Here is a 22,928-nt window from a genome sequence, read left to right as displayed (position 1 = left end):
TAATAACCATTAGGAAATAGATTAGAGTATTTCACATATTCACTTTATGAGGAAAAAATAATGAAAGTTTTAGCGATTGGCGCAAGTAACAGTCGGAATTCTATTAATCAGACGTTGGCAAAGTATTCCGCTAACTTAGTACAAGGCGCTGAAGTGAACGTAGTGGATCTTAATGAGTTTGAAATGCCAATTTTCAGTGAAGATAGAGAGAAAGAGTTAGGTTCTCCAAAACAAGCCATCGATTTTTTTAAATTGATTGGCAATGCTGATCTCATTATCATTTCATTTGCGGAGCATAATGGCTCGTACACTGCAGCATATAAAAACTTGTTCGATTGGACTTCAAGAATCGATATGAAAGTGTTTCAGGGAAAGCCTGTGATCATGTTAGCAACATCACCAGGTCCAGGTGGGGCAAATAGTGTTCTATCTGTTGCTGCGAATTCAGCACATTATTTTGGCGCAGAAGTTTTAAGTGCTATTTCATTACCGAGCTTTTACGAGAACTTTGATTTTGAAATTGGGAAAGTAACGGATAGTGAATTCAATAGAAAGCTAATCGATACGATCAAAGCTCTTGATTAAGCCTTATATGAATTCACAACTTTTGGGTTACAGGTTAAAGTTGTTTGCTTTTTTTGATGTATCGAATGCTGAAACAAAGAGTAATGGCTCAGACATGTTGCTGATACTTCCTGAGTATATACAAAGTTGAGTTTCATGACCGTTATGGTCAGGTCTTCTTATGACGGTGGGTTCTTCATTAAAGTTACTGTTATTTTCTGCCCAAAATTTATCGGCTTCACTTTTGGCTGTAGTTTCATCATGCACTGTTGCTAGCCTGAGTCCAATTATGTACGTCAAAGTGAGATTGTTCGAGGGTCTTAGGTCGTAAGCTAGATAACCCTCATCTTTCGGGACTGCGAATTGAAAAGAAGAGAAAGTTTGTTTTATCTGTGATGTTGTTGGGCAAGTAAAATCTGTAACGAGTGAGTGATTGTTTGGATTGGGGGTGTTCTTGTTTGGGGAAACGTTCGGCTTGTTTATCGTTGGTGTTGAGTCTTTCGCAGAAGAATTACTTCCGCCGCAAGCGCTGAGTACAAGAGCTGAAATAATAGCTACGCATATTGGAGCCTTGTTCAAAATCTTTTTAAATTGGACAAGCTTCATTAAAGTAATCTCGTGAGATGAAATGTGAGGCGAGATTCTAAAATGGAATGTTTATCGGTTTCAATAATGATGAATAAAGCTTAATTGTGGGGTTTCAATTATCAATAAAATGAGAATTTATAATTGGTGGATTTTAGATTTAATTATAATGAGGATTTGGAATGGTGCCGACACCAAGAGTCGAACTCGGGACCTACTGATTACAAGTCAGTTGCTCTACCAACTGAGCTATGTCGGCATTCCAAATATATCTCTTCATAAAAAGAAGAGTGGTGCCCGAACCCGGAATCGAACCAGGGACACGAGGATTTTCAATCCTCTGCTCTACCGACTGAGCTATTCGGGCAAATCTAACGCTCTTAATTAAAAGAGTAAAAATGGTGCCGACACCAAGAGTCGAACTCGGGACCTACTGATTACAAGTCAGTTGCTCTACCAACTGAGCTATGTCGGCGTATTCTTAAATAAAAACCTTTATAAAAAAGAGCCTTAATTAAAGAATGGTGCCCGAACCCGGAATCGAACCAGGGACACGAGGATTTTCAATCCTCTGCTCTACCGACTGAGCTATTCGGGCATTTGATGAAGTTGTATCAAGTCATTTCTAACTCGTCTCCTTCAAAGCGGGCTAAATAATATAGCGAGAGGTTCTGGGCTGCAAGCTCTTTTTTTTAAAATTGTTTCGATTGTTGAGTTAGTGTTCAATCTGCTTAAATAAACGTGATTTTGATAACTCTATGAACGTTTTTACAGCAGGAGATAGCCAGCGATTGTTACTCCAAATCATATTTAAAGTTAAAGAAAGGTCAGGTCCTGCCCAATCTAATACGGCGAGCTTTCCTGCGTCTATGTCTTTTTGTGCAGAAATTCGACTAATGGCAGCAATTCCGAGTCCCATGCTGACACAAGATTTGATTGCTTCAATACTTACAAATTCTAAATATTTCATTTGTACCGGTTTTACATCGTTCAAAGCCGTCAGAAATTTTTTCCTATATTGACAACCTTGCTCAGTAAGAAGGATGGTTTCACCTTTAAAGTCTTCCGCTGTTATTGAATTTCGGGTTACTAATGGGTGCTCCGGTGCTGCAATGACAACAATTTGCTCTTTTCTTAAGGCTAATTTTGAAAACCGCTCAGCAATATCTTCATGACCTAAAGTAAATGCGATGTCGACCTGATGATTGATGACTTGTTCAGACAGTCTTCTTACATTTAATGAACTAACAAACAGGTTTACTTCAGGAAATTGTTTACTGAACTCGGTAATGAGAGGCGGAAGTCGATAAGTCAGCACCGTTTCATAAGCTGAGATATTGAGTTTGCCAACGACGCTTTGAGTCGAACGAACGGCGGTTTCAGCTTGTTCACGTAAATTAAACAACTGTTCCGTATATTGATAAAGTTGAATGCCTGCTTGAGTAAGCTTTACATTTCTGCCGAGCCGATCAAAGAGTTTTACATTAAGCTCAGTTTCCAGTGCTTTAATGTGAGCTGTTACCGCTGATTGAACGTAGCAAAGAATATCAGCCGTCTCTGAAAAGCTTTCTGTTCGAGCAGCAGTTCTGAATGTCTTTAATTGCTTAAACTCCATTGTGTCACCTATGTAAAACACTTCACAAAAAATGATACTAAAAATCAGTATATATCAATATCGCATATCGCCTTGTGTTACTACACTTAGCCTCTCTTTATTTTGGCTATGAGATTGTGATAATGACAGCGCAAAGACAAGGTGTTTTAATTGCTCTTTTTTGTGTGTTGGTTTGGGCTTCAACAGCAAGTGTTTTGCGTCTGAGTCACAACTCATTAGATCATTTTCAATTTTTATTTTGGTCGAGTCTTTTTTCACTCATTGCCGTTGTTGCCGTTTCTTTTTGGAAAGGCACTTTATCTACGCCTCTCAAGTATCGAAAAATAGATTGGTTGATGGCGACCAGTGTCGGGTTTGTTGGTACATTTTTATATTATTTGTTTTTGTATGAGGGTTTTTCTGAGGGCAAAGGCATTAATATCATCATCATTCAATATACATGGCCGCTGATGTTGTCATTTTTATCGGTGTTTTTCTTTAAGGAAAGTCTTAACTGGCGAAAGGTAATTGCCACAACATTAGGTTTATGTGCTGTTGTTATCGTACTTTCTAAAGGTAGCGTGGATGATTTTTCGTTACAAAATCCAAAGTTACTAGGCTTCGTAGCTTTAGGTGCACTTTGTTTTGCCATATTTAATTTGGGCATGAAACACTTAAAGCTTGAAGCAACAAGCCTATTTGTGGTGTTTTTTAGCGTAGCGACTCTGTGCTCTTTTATTGCAGTGTTAATTAAATCCAGGTTCGTATGGCCACAGGGACTAGATTGGTTCTCAGTGATATTTGTAGGAGCTGTAATTAACGGCTTGACTGATTTGATTTGGATGTGGGCGTTGAGAAAATCAGACGCTTCTTGTTTAGCACCGTTTGTGTATTTTACGCCGATATTAGCAATGATGTATTTAATGGTCTTTTTTCACGAACCATTTTATCCAGCTTATGGCATAGGGCTTGTGCTCATTGTTATTTCGGGTTTACTAAGCACAAATATGAAAGTTAGATTATTGAAACGCAAAAAAATTCAGGCAGCCTAAGCTGCCTGAAAATCTTATCTCTGAATGGAATTACAGAGCGTTTTTGAAGATTTGGCAGATTTCTTCATGAGTAGCTTGTTTAGGGTTAGTGAAACCACAAGCATCTTTAAGTGCGTTATCTGCAAGAGTTGGGATGTCTTTTTCTTGAACACCAAGCTCTGTAAGTGAAGCAGGAATATCGATAGAAGCTGCAAGGCTCTTAATTGCATCAATAGCTGCCGCAGCGCCTTGTTCATCACTTAGACCAGTAACGTCAACTCCCATTGCAACAGCAACATCTTTCAATAAGTTAGGAACAACTTGTGCGTTGTACTCTTGAACATGTGGAAGAAGTAATGCGTTACAAACACCGTGTGGTAGGTCGTAGAAACCACCCAATTGGTGCGCCATAGCGTGTACATAACCAAGGCTTGCATTGTTGAATGCCATACCCGCTAAGAACTGTGCGTAAGCCATTTGTTCACGTGCATCAACATTTTGACCGTCTTTAACTGCAGTTGCTAAGTTGTCACGGATAAGCTCAATCGCTTTGATTGCACAAGCATCAGTGATTGGGTTAGCAGCAATAGAAACGTAAGCTTCGATTGCATGAGTCAGTGCGTCCATACCAGTTGCAGCAGTCAATGCTTTAGGCTTTTTAAGCATTAATTCTGGGTCGTTAACAGATAAGATCGGTGTAGTATTCTTATCAACGATAGCCATCTTGATATGACGTTCTTCATCAGTGATGATGCAGAAACGAGTCATTTCGCTCGCAGTACCAGCAGTAGTGTTGATTGCAACTAATGGAAGTTGAGGTTGCTTGGAAACGTCAACACCTTCGTAATCTTTAATGCTGCCACCATTAGTTGCAACAAGAGCGATACCTTTAGCACAATCATGTGGAGAGCCACCACCTAGAGAGATAACGAAATCACAATCGTTTTCTTTTAAGATTTTTAGACCCGCTTCTACATTGCCCATTGTTGGGTTAGGTTGAGTACCGTCAAAAATGAAGGCTTCAATACTTACGTCGGCAAGTTTAGCAACTAAACCGCCAGCAATACCGATTTCAACTAATGGTTTATCAGTTACGATAAGTGCACGTTGAAAACCTAAAGTTTGAATATCACCAATTGCATCATCTACAGCGCCTTGTCCTAAAACGTTCACAGATGGGATAAAAAATTTAGCGGCCATGCTCACTCCTATAAACTTAAAGTTAATTTTTAAAATTCTAATTCTCTACTGAGTACTAAATTAACAATGAAACTAACTAGATAAAGTGATTTAGATCTAAATTTTTGTTGTTTTAAATTTTTTATAACAAAAATGTCGGAAGGGTCAATTTTGATAATTTTTTATGACTTACAGCGAGGAATTTTTATGTTGCATTGCTTACATCACATTAATAAAGATTAATCATTATTTAAAAAAATGAGTTTAAAATAAATTCCAAAGTTTGAGTTTAACATCCCTGATGAGACAACAGTTTTACTTTTATATATATCAAAATAGCTTAGGTTACAGAGCTTCTGCTAGTCAGTTTGAGCTATTTTCAAAGTATAGCCATATCAACCCAAAATTACTGAATGTTAATTTTTTAAATGAAAGCGGTAAACCTGAAAAAACACAACAGTATCTTGTATGCCAAGTTCAAAATACCCAAGATACGGGAAAAGGCCAAACGGTGAGTATGCAATTCCTTTCGTTTTTCGAGGAAGATGGCTTTACTGTGATTACCGAAACACCTGAAAGTAAAGCGTTATCACGATGGGTTGTTGAACAACTTTCATTAAAAGCTAAAGAGACTCACAAAGTTGAGTGCTCAAAAGGAGCTACTCCATCTATTTTAGGAAAGAAAACTGAGAAATTAAGCAAAGCAACCCCATCGACCCTAGATAGAAAAACTCAAAATATAGTAGCTATAACTCCTGGATTTAGTGGTGGCATTAATCGCTGTTTTGCTCATGCTGCATTAAAACAATTAATACTAGAACCTGGTAATCAAGATATTGATGTAAAAGCGGTTCCTGTTTATGTGAAACCATTAGCTGAAGCATTTTCTAATCTTTTGAATGCATTTTATAAAGTCAGAAGGTCTCAAGGTTGTTCATCTGATGTACCCAAAGCATATGATCGTTTTTTTAACGAGCTTCAATCATTGGCATCGAAAAACTATAAAACAATGAGTGCTGAAGATAAAGCGGCTCACAATAATCTGAAGTTGATGTTTTCAAGTCAACTACAGCAACAACATGATTCAAGAGACTTTGCTGATAGCCTTTGTGTATTGTTCAGGTTATATAAAACCGAAAACTTACTCTACAGAAGACAGAGGTATCAAATTAAATCTGAACAGTCCGAATTGTTTGGTAAACCCGTTCAGTCAGATGTATCTGGAGGCGGCGCTTATTTTTTAATTCACCCACAAGGAAGATCATTATCTGTAGAATTATCCGATGAGGTTTTGGCTGATAAGGCTTCTACTTTCGAAGTTAAGAAAGGCGACAGAATAGAAAAGCTGGATGCTGTATTATTTCAAAGTATCGCTAGTGGTCCATTGGAGCGTGATATATCTCTAAGAATAGCTATTGGACTTGTTGATTACCCTGATGTAAGAAAACCAATAGAAGCTCAAGCATTGTTGTATGGTAATAATGACTGTATCCCTGTCAGCTTTAGAAAGAAATTTGATAGCGAAAAAGGTATAAAAAAAAGAGGTGCAGAAACTTCTCATCACAAGGTTTTTGCAAATTTTAAAATAAACACAATTGTTTTTTACCTTGGCTCAGGTAAGGTTAATTTAAGGCACTATATAACTCTTGAAAACTTAGGTAACGATAAATGGGTTATACACAATGACGGTAGTGTTCAAACCTTTTCAGGGAATTTAAAACAATATATATCCAAGTCGCCTTACGCAACTCCATTTTTAATAAACCTCGTTAAGGTCTGATCTATTTAGCTTTATAAGAAAACAGCTATCTGTACGATTCAAGCAATGAATAAAAATTAACTTTTTATGAAGGTACTTTTTTGCTGATGCTATCTGCCAGTTATGTGGGCTAACTAATAAAGATAATTCGTTATCTGTCCATCATTCTTATAACCCAAAACAAGAGTGGAATGGAAGTAAACTCTATGATTCAGGTAGTATCGATAATGGCTCCTGAATTTCAATTGAGCCTGATGGCAGAAACCTCGGTGAAATCTTATCCAACCCTTTGGAGTCGGCCGATGAAACAGCTGTCGATGTTGTAAGTGAACTTGGTAACAATGTTAAGTTGCTGGCTTTTTCTGATACCACAAGCTTTGGCTGTGAAAGTTGTGATTCACTGGTCTCAATAAGAATTCACACCAAAGCCTTCGTTGGTAAAAACTCAAGAAAAGTTACTGAAGCTCAGAGTTTAGCTACAAAAAATGATGATATTTTCATTTTCTTAGGTGATAAAAAAGCCGACTATAATGCTCTAAACTTTTGCGTTCGAACTATAGTTTGGTCACATTGGTGGACAAACGATAAATAGTGGGCGCTATATTACACTGGAAAATTTAAGTAATGGAAAATGGCTCGTTCATTCAGATATGAGTACGAGTGTTTATGAAGGAAGTTGAGTTCATATTTTGCTCAGCATAAAAGCACCATCTCTTATTTGTTTGACTTAAAGAAAACATAAGCAGATAAAAATATTGATTTTATCGATATTTTTATTGTTGGAGTTACTGTAGAGTAAATACGTAAGTTAACTCATTTATCTTCTTTACCCAATGAATAAACAAAGCAAACTTCAAAACGGATTTACGTTAATTGAGCTCGTGATTGTTATTGTGATTTTAGGCGTTTTAGCCGTAATCGCTGCGCCAAAGCTTTTTGACTTTTCATCAGATGCTCGTAAGGCTACTTTAGAGCAAACTGCCGGTTCGATAAAAAGTGCCATTGCAATGGTTCATATGAAAGCTGAAGTCGCAGGTGTTGCTGAAGAACAAAGTGCGGTGATAAAAATTGCAGGCAAAGATGTTGAGATTAGTTATGGATACCCTAAGCTTCCTGGTTATCCGAATTTTTTAAATACAGGCTTATTTGCAAGTGTTGATATCGGTAGTATTGGGTTATACAGCGTAAATGCAAATAACACTGAACTCGACTGGGTTTATCAAGGAATGGGCGAGCGAGAAGCTGACGGAGTAAGAAGGCTTGCAATGGATATAGGCTTTGGTGTCTTATCAAAAGATGGAACAGGCTCTGGGAGTGGGGTTACACCCTCAAATACTGAGTGCTATATCCGTTACTTTATAGCAAAAGGATCAACCGCTGCCACAGTACAAGCGGTAACCACAGGCTGCTAAACCTTAATTTTCCCAGTTAAAATACCATATTTTACTAAGAGTTCATCTTGTGATTCTTTATGGTTTGGGTCTGGAGCAATACAATCGATAGGGCAAACTGATACACATGTTGGTTTGTCATAATGGCCAACGCACTCGGTGCAAAGGTCAGGTTCAATCTCAAAAATTTCTTCGCCTAAACTAATTGCTTCGTTTGGGCACTCTGGGTCACACATATCGCAATTGATACAACTGTCATCAATTAATAACGCCACTTTGTTGATGTTCCTCGGTAAAATTCAGTAATAGTAAGGGTTTCAGAGAAAGTACGTTATTGGGACGTGATGACTATGAATTACCTTGAAGGTAGGTATTTTACTATAAAAGCAGAGCGTGTGTAACAGTAATAATAACGAGCAATTCGCTTGTTTATAGAAAATTAATCGAATTGTACTAAGTTTATATTTTGCCTTTATAAAATTTTACACAATGATTGCTAGTTTTCGGTTCACAACTTTTGATAAAATCCTTCAATATCATTTTTTAAGCCTTTTAAGTATTAGAAAGGTTACATTAGCAAGGATGCGCCTTCTGAGAGAGGCGTTATGTCAGTAGTATATAGAGAGCTCGATGGGCGAGAGTACCTTCACGTTCATCGCAAGGTAAATAAAGAAGAGTTTAACCGATTTATTAATGTTACAGGTCTTTTAGGTAAAGAGCTTGCGTTAAAAAAGTATGAAGCTAAACAGTTAGATAATGAGCTTGCAGATAAACAAATATCTTCGAATAATTCTTTAATGTCTATGTTTTGTCATCCTGATGGTAAGTTGAAACATATTATTATTGTTCCTCCTCAGAAAAAATCAGGTTGGGCTGTAAAGTGTGTGATAAATCAGAATAAAAAAGTGGTTTTTGTTAAATCGCTGTCAATTGCGAAACATAGCCTAGATAAAGCGATTTGTATGATGTTTGAATTAGTATCTGATTTTTTTGATGTACCCAAAAAGTCAGTCAATTATTCTGTCTTACTTGCTTTGTACACTTCACAACTTAATGAGCGATATATTAAGTTAAAGAAGGAATACGATTCGAAGTAAAGTTTACGTTATGCCCGTAAATGTATATACGGGCATAACGCATATGAATTATTGTACTTCTAGTTGGTCATTCATTGTTTGGTAATCAATCATATCAACGTGTTTTTTAATTCTATGGTTTTTTACATCAACATCTAAGGTTGTAACCCCAGATACAGAAATATTGATTACCTTCCCCGGTTTTCCAAAAAGTCGACCCAACCCTCTATAACTGTAGCTTCCTACAATGACGACCAAAGAGCCCGAATTAAACATGTGTTCGATAGTAAATTTATACTCGATTAAACCTTCATGAGCTCTATGGATAAACTCTAAAATATGGCTACGGCCAACATATTTTTTATCGGCAGTTTTATCCTGAAAAACACTTTCTCTACTATAGAAGGTGCTGAGTTCTTTCATGTCGTTATTTGTGAGCGCATGTATGTAATTCAGCGCCAGCTTTTGCTCTGGTGGAATTTTTCCATTTGATGCAAGCGTTGAAAAAGAAACAAAAAATACAATAGCAAATAACAAACTTCTCATCTATGAACTCTTTAAACTTAAATCAAAAGCAGGCAATGATAAACGCCAGCGAATCGCGGCTAATCTAATTGATAACGTGGTACCCATAGCAATAAACATCGTTGTTTTTTGATCGAAACCAGCACTCAGGAATAATACATAACAAATAGCGCCAATCATACAAGCTGTAGCGTAAATTTCTGTACGTAGTACCATCGGCACCTGTCTGCAAATAACGTCACGGAGAATACCGCCACCAATCCCTGTTACGACTCCCATGATGACTGCAGAAATTTCATCTAACCCCAATAGGAGTGCCTTTTCAGTTCCAATAATAGTGAACAATGCTAAGCCGAAAGCATCGGCAACAGGTAAAATGAACCAAGGTGCATTTCGGTTGTTATTCGAACGTAACAACAGCAATGTTAAAGCGACAGTAAGTAGAATCGCTAAAATATAATTTGTATCTTGCAACCAAAAAACAGGTGTAGAGCCCATGAGTAAATCACGGATACTTCCGCCACCAACAGCTGTTACACCAGCTAAAACGAGAACCCCAAACGGATCCATCCTATGGTGGCCGGCAGCTAAAGCGCCAGTTAGTGCAAAAACCGCTGTGCCCCATAAATCAAAGAAGTAAATCCATTGACTCATTTTTTACTTATTTCCTTAAGGTGAATGTTGAGTGCGTCTACAGAAATTCTAATTTCTATCACTGATAGAATTAGTGAATAAAGTAATAGTAATAAACTTAAACCAAATACGATTGAACCCACTTCGTTAAAGCCTATGTAAAGTAAGATCATACTTACTACACATAAAGCGAATGCAACTACGCCTGACTCTTGCATTCGCTTTATGATCGCAATCCGTTTGTGTAGGTTCTTTATTTGATCATTCAATATTGGTTTTTGGTCAGAGCTTAAATTTCTGATCAAGGCAGCCAATGAGAAAAATCGATTTGTATATGCAAGCAACAACAAAGAAATTGCTGGAAATAGTAATGCTGGAGTAGTTAATGATAAATGTAATTTCTCAAACACTCTTCGGCCTAAAATTAAGAATACAGCCGTAGATTATAAATGTAATTTTATTACATATGTAGTGTTTATTTTGCTCAATCGTTGAGTTTATGAAGAATTATATGCACGATCACATTTTGTAAGTTACAGTTCGAGAAAGGTCGGTAATAACCATTGAAATTACCGACACTTATTCGTAAAAAGCTATAGAGCTTTAAGGCTTTGTTAGATAGTCGTTATAAGTAGCGCGTTGATGAGCGACACCAGGATCTTCCGCATTAAGCCAGCTCGCACCTAAAGTATGTGGATAAGGCATACCTTTGAGGACGGGGAATTCACCATCTTGTATATCAAAATGACTGTCTTCAGCTATCCATAAGCCCGTAAAGGTTTCAGCAAGCTTCAGTTGTGCTTCGGTTATGCCAGAGCCTGATACATCTGGACCTTCACCATTTTCATCAGCAATACCATCATTATTTAAATCACGATGTAGATTACCAACATTTCTGGTGATGGATGGGTTTCCTCTATCTTTGACAAATCGCCATTGATAATCGCTACTGCTTACCTCTCCTTCGGGGTACTCAAGGTATTGACTTCCAAGCCCACCGACACCAATTCTCCCTTGATTACCACTGACATCAAGTTTCATTGCGCTATAAATTAGTGAAGGTCTAAAACGGTCTGAATAGTTAAAGATACTTGCACCTACAATTCCGCCTATTTGTGCGTTAGAGCCTACACTTTCAAAGCTACCAGTAATGGTTCCATTACTGTATGCGGACTCTAGATAAAAGAAAGAACCAATTCCTCCAAATATTCCACCGATTTCAACTCTATTAATGGTTAAGTTTTCACCTAAATCAACATAGAGGTTTGTGTAAACCCGAGTGATAGGGTTTATTGCAGCAGAAAGCGGGGAAAAGTATAGAGATGCACTTTCATCGGGAGTGGCAGTTCCAGTTAAATAAATACTGTTTAGCTCACCATTTGCAACGTAAATAAATCTTGATTTAAACGAAGCATTGTCAAAACCAATATTCTTTATTTTCGCTAAGTCATTGTGGTCATTGTTATAGATAAAGCCGTTATTAGCAGTCGTTAAGTTGAAAATAACATGCTTAGTTCCGTCGATTGTACCTTCTAGCTCAAAAGCCTCCCAAGGAGACGTTGCTGACGCTGAGGCATCAATATCTCGGTCTAAGGTGATGATCAAATTAGCTAAGTTCTGATCATTACGGTTAGTATGTTCGCCTAAATCAATATCATCAAAGCCAATGTTTTCTGTGATGAACTGGCCATCAGCAAAGCTTCTCAATTCAGAAAGACTACTGACGGTTAGCGGCTCTGCTTCAGTGCCGTTTTGCACATTGAAGAGGCGAACAAGCAAGGTAACAGGTTTTGAACCAAGCTCTAAGTTAAGCTCATAAAAAGCAGCGTCTTGTTCAAAGTTGAGCTGACGAGTTAAATGTACTTCAACTTCACCGCTATTCGGATCAATGTGCAATTTAAACAAAGAGGCAATATCTTCTGCCGAAGTTAAATTTAATCCTGAACTGGTTTTGATAGATTGGATGATATTCGGAAACCCATTACTCTGGAGACGTAGTACAGTGTCATAGTCGAAGTTATCTTCTCTTACTGCAATGACATTTAAGTTAGGGTTGTCTTTCTCGCTAATTTCAGAGACAAAATCAAAATTGCTTGGGTTAGGTCCATCACCTGAATATTCACTGAGTGGATCTACCTGAATATTGAATGAAGTTTGCGTCGTTCCACCACTGTTTTTAGCTGAAAGGGTATAGGACGTACTTGTGCTTGCTTCAGTGGGAGCACCATTAATGACACAGTGACCACCGCTGTTAGTCACGCTTAAACCGGGTGGCAACTCTGGTGAAGTCGTACATGTTTCAGCATTCGCTAATTGAGTCGTAATGAATAGCTCAAAAGGCTGTTGAATCTGTAGTTGATAAAGTGATTCGAGGGTGCTTGTAAATACAGGTACTGTTTGAACGACTTCTAAAGATAATTCAACAGATGATGACCCAACATCATTACTTCCCGTAACTGTGAAATTCTTTTTTTCAAATTCAGAATTAGCTATTCCGCTTAATACGCAAGTACTACCGATTTTCCTTAGTTCTAGTGGCTGCGATAGAGCGGGTGAAATTGAGCAATCAGTGACCGGATCTCCAGAGTTTGTTATTTCAAAGAGTATGGATTCATTTATCCTGATTGATAAGTCACTTTCGCCAGCGATGTTTAGTTTAGGTGCTGTAGGTTGTTGAGTGACAGGTTGAGTTGTGGGACTACTTGATTCCTTTTTATCATCGGAACCACCACATCCTTGCAAAATAGTTATAGAAAGCAAACTTGCGAACCATAACATTCCTTTCGTAGCGTTCATAAATTTCATGCCTATTGGTTTTATTGTGATTTTTATGTGAAACAGTTCAATGTTACACAAATTTAACAATTGATGATCTTTTATTTGAATTTACTTAAGTTTTTGAAAGTGACGAGTTCCCATAAATGAAATGCACTTTTTTCGCTGTCGTAAAATAAATCAATGGTTACAGTATGAAATATTGATTTATTTAATTGATAAACGATCTTATAATGTTAACGAAAATAATTCGCATTAACATATGGATTGGTGAAGGGACAATGAAACCTACATATCTAGCTCGTTTAATTAAGATTGGTTTACTTTCAACCGCAGCGCTTTCAGTAAATGTTTTCGCAGAAGATGAAAAAATCGAAAAAATCATCGTAACAGGTCAAAAGATAGATCGTGAATTGCAAGAAACACCAACGAGTGTTGCTGTGATTACTGAGTCTCAAATCGAAGATGAGCAATTAATTAATTTGTACGAAGTTTTGGATCAAATACCTAATGTATCAGGTCAGTTTGGGCGTGATTTTAGTATTCGTGGTATTAATTCTTTCAACGTTTCTGGTGGTGGTACAAGTTATTTAACGAGCGTATATGTAGACGGCGCTGTTCTTCCATATCGAATGATTCAACAAGGTGCATTTAATGTTTGGGATGTAAACCAAGTTGAAGTTTTGCGTGGACCCCAATCAACACTCCAAGGGCGTAATGCGTTAGCGGGTGCAATTTGGATTACTACAGAACAACCAACTTATGAGTGGAGTGGTAAAACTCGTATTACTGTTGGTCAAAATGGTCAGCGTGAAGCAGCAGTTGCTGTCGGCGGTGAATTAATTGAAAATCAAGTTGCTTTCCGTTTTAGTGGTGAAAATAACAACTTTGACGGTGTAAATAAAAACATCACACGTAATGATTATTCTGATTACAACGAAAACCAAACTTATCGTCTAAAATTTTTGTTTGAGCCGAATGCAATTGAAGGTTTAAGCGCAACGTTAAGTTATACCTATAATGACAGCGAAATTGGGGTTCCTTTTGTTGACCCAAGATCAACAGCTGATAATCGTTTTAACGAATTTAATGATAAGACTTACCAATTCACGGATAATGACATTTTAACTTTGTCAGTAGCTTACGATATCAATGATGAATGGTCATTTGATTCGGTTTCTACCTACTTGAACTCTGATTACGGTTATCGTTGGGATGGTGATCAAACTGCGCAGTCTCAATCAACCCTCATTGATGATAGAAATGACAAAACGAAAAGTCAGGAACTTCGATTCACTTTTGAAGGTGATAAGTTAAATGCCGTATTTGGTGCTTATTATTCTGATATTAAAGTTAAAGATGTATTTGATGGTCCTAGACAAATCAGTTTAGTCGAATTAGGTGTGCCTCAATTGTTAGTGGGTCAATTACAAGCTGGTTTTGGTTTTTCCCAAGCAGAAGCTGAATTTATTACTAATCAAGTTGTAATGCCTGTCTATAGTCAAACTGGCTTTGACCCTGCAGCTGTTAGAGCATTTGGCAACTCTGGTGAAGAGATTACAAGTGCGGCTTTATATACTGAATTAAGTTATAAATTGAATGATAGCTTCGAAGTATTTGGTGGTTTGCGTTACGACTACGAGAAACAGTCTCGTTACAGCGAAACAATTACAAGTATCGAGAATAGCGCACAATTGCCGGATCCGACAAACCCTGCTTATGCTGCTGTTCATCCGGCTTTGCCACAAATTTTAGGTTTGTTGAACGGACAAATTTTAAAATTTGCTGAAGATGCTTCAGGAAAAGAAGATCAAGTTGAAGAAAGCTTTACTGAGCTTTTACCAAAGTTAGGTGTAAGTTATTTCATTAATGACTCAATGAGCACTCACTTCACTTATCAACGTGGATACCGCAGTGGTGGTGTAGGGCGTAATATCGCAACAACTGAAATCTTTGAATATGACCCAGAGTTTACTAATAACTTTGAATTGTCATTCCGTTCAGCATGGCTAGATGATGATTTGGTGGTAAACGCTAATTTGTTTTTCTTAGATTGGAAGGATATGCAAGTGTCAGTTGAAGGCGACACAGGTGGTCGTTTTGATTATTACACTGTGAATGCGGGTAATGCTGAAGTAAAAGGCTTTGAAGTTGAATCTTTCTATACCGTTACAGAAAACTTTAAACTTAACGGCGGTTTTGGTTTAGCGAAAAGTGAATTCACTGATTTCGTAGATGATGAAGATGTATACACTGGTGGTTCATTTGCTCGTGCTCCAGAATGGACTGCAAACTTAGGTGTGACGTATACCGCAGATAACGGCATATTTTTTAATGTAAATGCCAATTACCAAGATTCATCAGCAGATAAGCTTGTTGCACAAAATGACCCTGAGCAAGCAACACGAAGTGCCACTCGTACAATCGTTAACACTCGAGTTGGTTATAATTGGGATAACTTTGGCTTATTCTTAACTGCGAAAAACCTACTGGATAATGATTATTATGCATTCAGAACAACAGGAGGTTCACGTACTCAACAGTCTGTTGAATTTGGTACAGAACGTCAAGTTAGTTTAAGCTTTGAAGGCAAATTTTAGATAGTTTCTGTTAAACAAAGAGCCAGTATCTTTAGTTGAGATATTGGCTTTTTTGTTTCAAGGAGAAAGTAAATAACCTCGAGATTAACTCACTATTAAATTTGTTATAACTGACGGTATTTATAACAAATTTTAACCTTTACTCCATCGTATGGAAATGTCCGTCAATTAGACTTAGACCTATAAAGGTATTTTTGTAGGGCAAGAAGATGGCCGTATGTGGGGTTGGTGAAAACTATCAGTTCAAACACACTGATTTTGCTGATTTAAGAGATAATAAAGTGAGTAAATTTACTCACCCTGATGGAAGGCAACTTTCAGCTAAGAAAGTTAATGGAGAAATTCAAGTAAAAGTAGAGCGGTTTATGGACGGGGGATTTTGGATTAATACTGAGCAAAAAAAGTCAGATACCCAATTAGCTAATAGTTATAAAGTTCAGCTTTTATCAGATAAATACATTCAAGCTGAAGAAGTTATAGCATCGGTTAGCTCTAGGGATGAATTAATTGGAATATTAAAGCAGTCCTCAGCATCAACAGCTTTAAATGTGGTTTCCTTTCTAAAGACGCATGATTCTCAACTTGAGTATGATGAGATAAACACAACAAAAACATCAAAGTTGGTGAAACCTGAATTAGAAGGAAACATAAATAGAGAGTTCTTAGTTGAATTAGCTAAAACTAGGCCAGATTTAGTGATTCACTTATTAGAAGATTCAAACTTCAATCATGGGCAATTTAACTTGTTTGAAATTATGTTTGAAGGATTTGATGAAGCAGATAATAAAGAAGATATTGCAAGGCAATTGGGGGTAAAAGGGAGTTACAGAGCAGGAAAACTGTTAGATTTTTTATGGGATAAATCGTATTCAGAACCTAAAAAAGTATTGAACTATTTGTCTTCTTTGTCTTCTTTAGATATTGATCAAGACATAATGGAACTATATTTACACTCGTTACAGTCAGAGGCTTTACTGAGAGGTGGTGAGCGCATTGACCGATCTTTAGTTGTAAATAACAAGCTAAAGCTTTGTGAAGAGCAAAAGCCTCAATTGATTAAAGCACTTAATAAATACCCTATCACTGCGAGGCAATTGATATTTTCAGGAGTGCTCGAGAATCAAATTAATGTTAAAAATAATGAATTAGATGATGTTAATGTAAAAAGTGTTATTGAATCACTCACTAATCACATAAAACTTAAAGACGTAAAAACAGAAGAGATTGAAAGTATATTAGCATTTGTTCCAGCTAAAATTCGTGAAAACGCAAAAGTACAAATATTTAAATTACTTGCCTGTAGTAGAGATTGTGACTATTCAAAGATGCTAGCAGCTAGTGTTATTTTATTTCCAGAAGTGTCAGATATTACTACTCCATTTGTGTTAAATCCATCCCCTTTCTCTCCAGATGAAGTGGCAGAACTCTATGTTCGATCTCCGCAAAAGGCTTTATTGATTGGAAGGGTTTGTGGTTTAGCTCTCAATATGATCCAAGGTGAAGAACTGGACACGATTAGTAGCCCTGCGCCAACGGAAGAACCATCTCAAGAAATAGAACATAAAAAAAGTTTACCAAAAGGCTTTAAGTTGCAATTAGAGACAGCTATAAAACCGGAAGCAACCCGAGAACAGTTAGTCAGCCTTTTTCAAGGTATTTCATTAGATCAAATTCAACAAGTTGCTTCCCTTTATCAAGGGACAGATTCTGGATTCAATCTGATGACAGATTTAACAGATAAAGCATTAAATAATAATGAAATATTACTATTGAAGCTATTCTGTCTCAATCAACCTAATAATTTAAAATGCCTTCTCGGAAATATATCAGCTAAAGCCAAGGCTGAAATTTTTTCTAATCCTATTTGGACTGAAGACCCCCGTCAAAGTGAATTATTAGCTTGTACTGGAGAGAGGAAAATAATTTTCATGGATAATTTAACTGAAAATTATTTGTTAACTTTAAAGCCTGATGAACTGGGAGAAATACTTGAGCACCTTTCACAAAATAATTTAGGAAAAGGCATTGTTAAACATTTCATAAAATGGCTTCCTCAGAAATTATTGCTATCAGAGCAGTTTGACCTTGGCGATAAATTGCCGCAATCAGGCGAATCGTGTTTTAAAGCTATATTTGCAAAGTTGCCTAAAGTACAAAAAGTAGAAGTAATATTTAACGTGATGGAATTAGTTGAGGCTAAGGAACTTGATAAAGGAGCCATAGCTCTATTAGAAAGCTCAGAACTCACTGAAGCGTTGTTTGATGGGGAGGTTCAAAAACAATTTGATCTGGATAGAATCCAAGCTTTATTAACAAAATTTTTCGATATGATGGAACAAGAAGCAAAAAGACAAGAAAAGTTTGAAGATAGCTTTGTTCATGTATAAAAGTCTTAATCAAACGAAAAAATTTAATAAGCATTTTGAAAAAATCATTCAATTCTATTATCAAGAAGCCAGTAATTGTTTACTGGCTTTCAGAAAGCACCTTTAATTAACTGTACAGCTATCTATATTTACAGTTTTTGTAACATGGCTTCCTTCATAAATTTGGACGTTAACTTGATGTCCAGCTTGAGATTCTCCTGATTTCTTTTGGATGCGAAAAGAATGTTTTGAGGTAGGTAATATTTGATACCCATTACTCTCACCGGGCTTAGGGTGGGCGTCTTTAAAGTGGCATTGGATATATGAGAAACCAAGCGTAGTTGTGTCCATTTTTGAAAAATCCACTTTAACTGTGCTGTTAGGCCTAATGTAGTAGTCATCTACTTTTCAAATTGCTACCTGACCGAGGTTGTCCACGGCCTGAAATATCATTAGATGATATGTTACCTTTTCACAATGAAATGTGCAGTAAAAGTTATTCAAAAGCGATACTAGGGCATTGCAAAGAGGGTGAGTATGGAAGTGCTATTGCGAGGTATAAAGATGAAAGTGTCCGAGAAATGATATTGAGTGAATTGCAGAGCTTGTCTAGAACCTACTATTTAAGACTAATGAAGCAGCTTTCTCCTGAAGAATCAGATACTCTATAAGTTTATTTTCGTTAAAGCCGCAACATGGAGTGCTTTAACGAAAATTTAGACTTTAAGAATTAGATATTTAATTGACCAAGCTCTTACAATGGTCAATATTTATATGCCTCTGATTGGCTTTATGTTCATCAATTGTAATGTCGACAGTATTAGAAGGATCTTGTATTTTTCCATCAACTTTGTTTATGGTGAAAGTATGATCAGTCACTTTAGAGATTATGTAGCCATTGCTTTCGTTCCCTTTCACAAATGCGTTTTGAAAATGGCATTGGACTCCCGAAAATTCATTGGGTACAAGCATTGCTGTAAAATTTAAGTGAACAGTAGTGTTCCCTATAATTGTATCGTGATTGGATACGGAGCAGCTGAATTCTCCTGATGTACCAGGAGTATGAGCTAATTTGCATATGTCGTGGACATCTAAAACTGAGTCGACATTATTCTCATTTGAAGGAGTGGCGGCTAAGCATGTTGCTGATGCTAAAGAAAGTGTAGTAAGTGCGAGTAGCTTGAGTATTTTCATAACTCGTTCCTCATCTAGTTTACTGAAGTAATAGCTTTAAACATAATGAGCTTAGATCGATTTTCAGTTAATGTATGGTTAATTTTCATTAACTCTGCAACTTACTGTTATATGGCTTTTAATATGAAATCCGCTTGCTTCAAATTTCATATAAATTTGTGGAGTTCGAATTGGGCGTTTGTAGTTGATGGTAAATCTATGATTTTCGATTTCATCAATACTATAATTTTGAGCAAATATAGGTTCAGCTCTGAGTGGTCGATAATTCTTAAACTTGCAAAATAATGGCTTATCTTGTGGATTAACAGGGTAAATATTACTGATATCAAGTTTTAGAAAGTTGTGATTTATTGGGTCAACTTTATAAATAGTACAACTAAAGTATTGATTAGATTCATCTATAGCGGATAAGAAACAGACTTTATCATCATTAACTTTATTTATTAAGTGAAAGTCATCGAGGTGAACGGATGGTATGTTTTGACAGCTGCAAAGTAAAAATGCGGATAAAAACAAAGTTATCATTTTCATAAACTTTATCTCCAGTTAGGGAATAGGATTACCCTGTAATTACTGCTAAACTAACGCAAAAATGGGTTTTGAGGAATACTTTTGGAATTAATGAACATTGCCCGTGTACGCTGGGCTTGTCGCCGAGGGATGCTTGAGCTGGATGTGATTTTTCAACCTTTTGTTGAAAAACATTATGAAAACCTTTCTAAAGAAGATAAGGCAACTTTCATTCGACTATTGGAGTGTGAAGATCCTGAATTGTTTGCGTGGTTCATGGGGCATGAAGATTGCACCGATAGTGAGCTCGCTGAAATGGTGATTAAAGTTCGTGGTCGACCAAAGCCATAGTTTTTACCTTACTTCATCGTTACAACAAAAGCTGTCAAAGCTTATCTTGGCGGCTTTTTGTTTATTTACACTTTACTTTTGGCCACAAGGTCTTGGGTTGTGGCTAATTCAAGTTGTCATTGCTATCGCAGTTTGCAGTTACTTTTCTTATGTCATTTATCGCCTAAGGTCTTATAAACTCTCTTTTTCTCTTCATTCGCATAATTTATTTAAATTCACTAATAACCCAAACGAGTTTGAGTGTAAGGTGTTGTGGGTTTCACCTTTATTGTGTGCTTTTTATGTATTTCCAAGTACTGAGGTTGAAGACCAAACAGAAAAATCACAACTTATCATTGTTTGGAGAGACATGCTTAGCGACTCAAACTATCGTCATTTGAGTCGCTTGCTTTTGTATATTAGAAGGAATTAGGCGTTAGAATAGTTGGCTTTGGATTATCCTCTTTTGTTGGATAATCTGTGTTGAAATGTAAGCCTCGGCTTTCTTTTCTATCCATTGCACTACGAATGATCAATTCTGCTACTTGAACTAGGTTACGTAACTCAAGCAAATTATTACTTACTCTGAAGTTACTGTAATACTCTTGGATTTCTTGCTGTAACATTTGACAGCGACGTAATGCGCGTTCTAAACGTTTATTGGTTCGAACAATGCCCACATAATCCCACATAAACAGTCTTAACTCATGCCAGTTATGGGCAATGACGACTTCTTCGTCAGAATTCGATACCTGACTTTCATCCCATGCAGGTAATGTTTCAGGGAGTGAGATGGATTCAATATTGGCAATAATGTGTTCTGAAGCAGAACGGGCATAAACAATACACTCTAATAAAGAGTTACTTGCTAGGCGGTTTGCACCATGTAGCCCAGTATAAGACACCTCGCCGACAGCATATAAACCATCAACATCTGTTTTACCATCCAGATTGATCATCACACCGCCACAAGTATAGTGAGCAGCAGGCACCACTGGTATTGGCTGTTCAGTGATATCAATACCAAGCTCTAAACAGCGATGATAGATCGTCGGGAAATGTTTGATCACAAACTCTGCAGGTTTATGTGTAATATCGAGATACATACAATCAACACCCAAGCGCTTGATCTCAAAATCAATGGCTTGAGCAACAATGTCACGCGGTGCGAGTTCTGCGCGCTCATCGAAGTCAGTCATAAAGCGTGAGCCATCAGGACGACGCAAAACGGCGCCTTCACCGCGCAATGCTTCAGTGAGCAAGAAGTTTCTAGCATCAGGGTGATATAAGCATGTTGGATGGAATTGGTTAAACTCCATATTGGCGACTCGACAGCCAGCACGCCATGCCATTGCAATACCATCGCCACTGGATACATCTGGATTTGATGTATATTGATAAACTTTTGAACACCCACCAGTTGCAAGCACTACTGACTTGGCTTTAATCGTCTCTACGTGTTCAACATTACGGTTCCAAACATAAGCTCCTAAAACACGGTTCGGTTCTTCACCGAATTTTTGTGTAGTGATTAAATCTACCGCATTATAGCGTTCTAAAACGGTTATGTTGGGGTGAGCGAGTGCTTGTTGTTGAAGCGTTAATTGTATCTCTTTACCTGTAGCATCAGCAGTATGAAGAATTCGACGGTGGCTATGACCGCCTTCACGAGTCAAATGGTATTCTGTACCTTCATCATCTCGATCTAAGTCTCGATCAAAGCTAACCCCATTTTCGATCAACCATAAAATGGCTTCTTTACTGTTTTCGATGGTGTGTCTAACGCCTTGTTCTTCACAAAGGCCACCACCTGCGATTTTTGTATCTCTTATATGGGCTTCAACAGTATCATTATCATCGAAAACAGCAGCTATTCCACCTTGAGCATAATAGGTAGAACCTTCTGAAAGTTTTGATTTTGAGACTAAAATTACTTTACACTGCTTAGCGAGATTTAATGCTATAGTCAGACCGGCGGCACCACTACCAATTACCAATACATCTGATTGGTGTTCATTTAACTGTGTCATCGACTAAATTGCTGTTTTATAGAATACCTATAATGGTAAATCAAAAGTGATTTTAATGCTGTAGCATTTTTTTAATAAATCTAAGAACTTTTTCAAATCGCGTGTGTCTACTATGTAACTGGAAAGATTTAAACAGTTAAGAGATATTTCGAGCGACTGAGAAATCAGCAACTAGGATTGAGGAGTAGTCGGCTCGGATGAGTGGACAGAATAACGATCAAATAATAATTGAACGAGTGCAACAGGGTGATAAACAAGCATATAACCTGTTAGTGCAAAAATATCAGAGTAAAGTGTTAAGTCTTATTTCACGTTTTGTGAGAAACCAGGCTGACGCAGCTGATGTAGCTCAAGAAGCTTTTATTAAAGCTTATCGAGCACTGCCTAACTTTAGAGGTGAAAGTGCATTTTATACTTGGTTGTACCGAATTGCGGTCAATACTGCGAAAAATTACTTAGTCTCACAGGGGCGAAAGGCGCCTGCGAATGATGTAGATGCAGAAGAAGCCGAATATTATGACGGCAGCGACGCACTTAAGGAATTTGCTTCACCTGAAAGGTTATTGCTTTCAAGTGAAATGAAAAAAGTGATTTTTGATACGTTGGAGACACTTCCCGAGGAGTTAAGGATGGCCTTAACATTGAGGGAACTCGAAGGTATGAGTTATGAAGATATTGCGAACATTATGGAGTGCCCTGTGGGTACGGTACGTTCAAGAATCTTTAGAGCTCGTGAAGCCATCGATAAAGTGCTTCAACCGCTATTGGAAGAGTAATAAACAGGTG

General features: G+C 37.3%; 23 protein-coding genes and 4 tRNA genes. 11 read left to right on the top strand and 16 right to left on the bottom strand.

Annotation, left to right across the window (positions count from 1 at the left end):
- Positions 1–60 precede the first annotated feature (60 nt).
- Positions 61–585 (top strand): NADPH-dependent FMN reductase, encoded by a 525-nt coding sequence (locus tag AC1EU2_RS02350; protein WP_480296392.1) that lies wholly within the window; start codon positions 61–63, stop codon positions 583–585.
- A 27-nt stretch (positions 586–612) separates the two neighbouring features.
- Here the strand turns inward: AC1EU2_RS02350 and AC1EU2_RS02345 are convergent, their stop codons facing one another.
- The 6 genes from AC1EU2_RS02345 to AC1EU2_RS02320 all read right to left on the bottom strand — a co-directional run bounded on the left by AC1EU2_RS02345 (position 613) and on the right by AC1EU2_RS02320 (position 2,764).
- Positions 613–1,170: a hypothetical protein gene (locus tag AC1EU2_RS02345; protein ID WP_480296391.1), complete on the bottom strand. Its 558-nt coding sequence runs from the start codon at positions 1,168–1,170 to the stop codon at positions 613–615.
- Positions 1,171–1,332: 162 nt separating this feature from the next.
- A tRNA-Thr gene (locus tag AC1EU2_RS02340) sits at positions 1,333–1,408 on the bottom strand.
- A gap of 32 nt (positions 1,409–1,440) precedes the next feature.
- Positions 1,441–1,516 (bottom strand) — tRNA-Phe (locus AC1EU2_RS02335).
- A 32-nt stretch (positions 1,517–1,548) separates the two neighbouring features.
- A tRNA-Thr gene (locus AC1EU2_RS02330) sits at positions 1,549–1,624 on the bottom strand.
- 47 nt (positions 1,625–1,671) lie between these two features.
- Positions 1,672–1,747: transfer RNA gene (locus tag AC1EU2_RS02325), tRNA-Phe, on the bottom strand.
- A gap of 117 nt (positions 1,748–1,864) precedes the next feature.
- On the bottom strand, positions 1,865–2,764 hold the full coding sequence (locus AC1EU2_RS02320; protein WP_480296390.1) for a LysR family transcriptional regulator: 900 nt from the start codon (positions 2,762–2,764) through the stop codon (positions 1,865–1,867).
- A 122-nt stretch (positions 2,765–2,886) separates the two neighbouring features.
- Here AC1EU2_RS02320 and AC1EU2_RS02315 point away from each other — a divergent pair, with 122 nt between their 5' ends.
- The gene (locus tag AC1EU2_RS02315; protein ID WP_480296389.1) at positions 2,887–3,795 is read left to right on the top strand and encodes a DMT family transporter; all 909 of its coding nucleotides are present in this window, start codon (positions 2,887–2,889) and stop codon (positions 3,793–3,795) included.
- Between the two features lie 30 nt (positions 3,796–3,825).
- Here AC1EU2_RS02315 and yiaY read toward each other — a convergent pair whose 3' ends face one another.
- The gene (gene yiaY / locus AC1EU2_RS02310) at positions 3,826–4,974 is read right to left on the bottom strand and encodes an L-threonine dehydrogenase (RefSeq protein WP_480296388.1); all 1,149 of its coding nucleotides are present in this window, start codon (positions 4,972–4,974) and stop codon (positions 3,826–3,828) included.
- Positions 4,975–5,254: 280 nt separating this feature from the next.
- Between yiaY and AC1EU2_RS02305 the strand changes: the two genes are divergently transcribed.
- The 3 genes from AC1EU2_RS02305 (at position 5,255) to AC1EU2_RS02295 (ending at position 8,124) form a co-directional block, all read left to right on the top strand.
- The gene (locus tag AC1EU2_RS02305; protein WP_480296387.1) at positions 5,255–6,733 is read left to right on the top strand and encodes a hypothetical protein; all 1,479 of its coding nucleotides are present in this window, start codon (positions 5,255–5,257) and stop codon (positions 6,731–6,733) included.
- Between the two features lie 268 nt (positions 6,734–7,001).
- Positions 7,002–7,304 (top strand): hypothetical protein, encoded by a 303-nt coding sequence (locus AC1EU2_RS02300; protein ID WP_480296386.1) that lies wholly within the window; start codon positions 7,002–7,004, stop codon positions 7,302–7,304.
- A gap of 241 nt (positions 7,305–7,545) precedes the next feature.
- Positions 7,546–8,124, top strand: coding sequence for a type II secretion system protein (locus AC1EU2_RS02295; RefSeq protein WP_480296385.1), 579 nt, complete (start codon positions 7,546–7,548; stop codon positions 8,122–8,124).
- Here the strand turns inward: AC1EU2_RS02295 and AC1EU2_RS02290 are convergent.
- Positions 8,121–8,378: a YfhL family 4Fe-4S dicluster ferredoxin gene (locus tag AC1EU2_RS02290; RefSeq protein WP_480296384.1), complete on the bottom strand. Its 258-nt coding sequence runs from the start codon at positions 8,376–8,378 to the stop codon at positions 8,121–8,123. The two genes, AC1EU2_RS02295 and AC1EU2_RS02290, sit on opposite strands and share 4 nt — an antisense overlap.
- Positions 8,379–8,708: 330 nt before the next feature.
- On the opposite strand from AC1EU2_RS02290, the gene AC1EU2_RS02285 reads away from it, so the two are divergent.
- Positions 8,709–9,200 (top strand): hypothetical protein, encoded by a 492-nt coding sequence (locus AC1EU2_RS02285; RefSeq protein ID WP_480296383.1) that lies wholly within the window; start codon positions 8,709–8,711, stop codon positions 9,198–9,200.
- A gap of 48 nt (positions 9,201–9,248) precedes the next feature.
- Here AC1EU2_RS02285 and AC1EU2_RS02280 read toward each other — a convergent pair whose 3' ends face one another.
- The 4 genes from AC1EU2_RS02280 to AC1EU2_RS02265 form a co-directional block, all read right to left on the bottom strand.
- Positions 9,249–9,725 carry a nuclear transport factor 2 family protein gene (locus AC1EU2_RS02280; protein ID WP_480296382.1) on the bottom strand — a complete coding sequence of 159 codons (477 nt, stop codon included), beginning with the start codon at positions 9,723–9,725 and terminating at the stop codon, positions 9,249–9,251.
- Entirely contained in the window at positions 9,726–10,358 is a 633-nt protein-coding gene (locus AC1EU2_RS02275) for a trimeric intracellular cation channel family protein (RefSeq protein ID WP_480296381.1), read from the bottom strand. It lies immediately after the preceding gene.
- Positions 10,355–10,747: a DUF2721 domain-containing protein gene (locus AC1EU2_RS02270; RefSeq protein WP_129948082.1), complete on the bottom strand. Its 393-nt coding sequence runs from the start codon at positions 10,745–10,747 to the stop codon at positions 10,355–10,357. Before AC1EU2_RS02270 ends, AC1EU2_RS02275 begins: the two co-directional genes overlap by 4 nt.
- 193 nt (positions 10,748–10,940) lie before the next feature.
- The gene (locus AC1EU2_RS02265) at positions 10,941–13,133 is read right to left on the bottom strand and encodes a hypothetical protein (RefSeq protein ID WP_480296380.1); all 2,193 of its coding nucleotides are present in this window, start codon (positions 13,131–13,133) and stop codon (positions 10,941–10,943) included.
- A 212-nt stretch (positions 13,134–13,345) separates the two neighbouring features.
- Here AC1EU2_RS02265 and AC1EU2_RS02260 point away from each other — a divergent pair, with 212 nt between their 5' ends.
- Both AC1EU2_RS02260 and AC1EU2_RS02255 read left to right on the top strand, forming a co-directional pair.
- Positions 13,346–15,712 (top strand): TonB-dependent receptor, encoded by a 2,367-nt coding sequence (locus AC1EU2_RS02260; RefSeq protein WP_480296379.1) that lies wholly within the window; start codon positions 13,346–13,348, stop codon positions 15,710–15,712.
- Positions 15,713–15,921: 209 nt separating this feature from the next.
- Positions 15,922–18,099, top strand: a complete 2,178-nt coding sequence (locus AC1EU2_RS02255) for a hypothetical protein (RefSeq protein WP_480296378.1) — start codon at positions 15,922–15,924, stop codon at positions 18,097–18,099.
- 102 nt (positions 18,100–18,201) lie between these two features.
- Here AC1EU2_RS02255 and AC1EU2_RS02250 read toward each other — a convergent pair whose 3' ends face one another.
- The 3 genes from AC1EU2_RS02250 to AC1EU2_RS02240 all read right to left on the bottom strand — a co-directional run bounded on the left by AC1EU2_RS02250 (position 18,202) and on the right by AC1EU2_RS02240 (position 19,803).
- Entirely contained in the window at positions 18,202–18,429 is a 228-nt protein-coding gene (locus tag AC1EU2_RS02250; protein WP_480296377.1) for a hypothetical protein, read from the bottom strand.
- 387 nt (positions 18,430–18,816) lie between these two features.
- A complete protein-coding gene (locus AC1EU2_RS02245; RefSeq protein ID WP_480296376.1) occupies positions 18,817–19,272 on the bottom strand; it encodes a hypothetical protein in 456 nt (151 codons plus the stop codon).
- A 78-nt stretch (positions 19,273–19,350) separates the two neighbouring features.
- A complete protein-coding gene (locus AC1EU2_RS02240) occupies positions 19,351–19,803 on the bottom strand; it encodes a hypothetical protein (protein WP_480296375.1) in 453 nt (150 codons plus the stop codon).
- Positions 19,804–19,884: 81 nt separating this feature from the next.
- On the opposite strand from AC1EU2_RS02240, the gene AC1EU2_RS02235 reads away from it, so the two are divergent.
- Complete coding sequence (locus AC1EU2_RS02235) at positions 19,885–20,133, top strand: FAD assembly factor SdhE (protein ID WP_480296374.1); 249 nt, start codon at positions 19,885–19,887, stop codon at positions 20,131–20,133.
- Entirely contained in the window at positions 20,114–20,545 is a 432-nt protein-coding gene (locus AC1EU2_RS02230) for a protein YgfX (protein ID WP_480296373.1), read from the top strand. Before AC1EU2_RS02235 ends, AC1EU2_RS02230 begins: the two co-directional genes overlap by 20 nt.
- On the opposite strand, the gene nadB is transcribed toward AC1EU2_RS02230, so the two are convergent.
- Entirely contained in the window at positions 20,532–22,142 is a 1,611-nt protein-coding gene (gene nadB, locus AC1EU2_RS02225; RefSeq protein WP_480296372.1) for an L-aspartate oxidase, read from the bottom strand. The genes AC1EU2_RS02230 and nadB overlap by 14 nt on opposite strands.
- Before the next feature lie 197 nt (positions 22,143–22,339).
- Between nadB and rpoE the strand changes: the two genes are divergently transcribed.
- A complete protein-coding gene (rpoE, locus tag AC1EU2_RS02220; protein WP_129948090.1) occupies positions 22,340–22,918 on the top strand; it encodes an RNA polymerase sigma factor RpoE in 579 nt (192 codons plus the stop codon).
- The last annotated feature ends 10 nt before the right edge of the window (positions 22,919–22,928 follow it).

It is taken from the genome of Parashewanella sp. 2304DJ23-3 (genome assembly GCF_056591695.1).
This window is presented reverse-complemented; position numbering and strand designations above follow the sequence as displayed.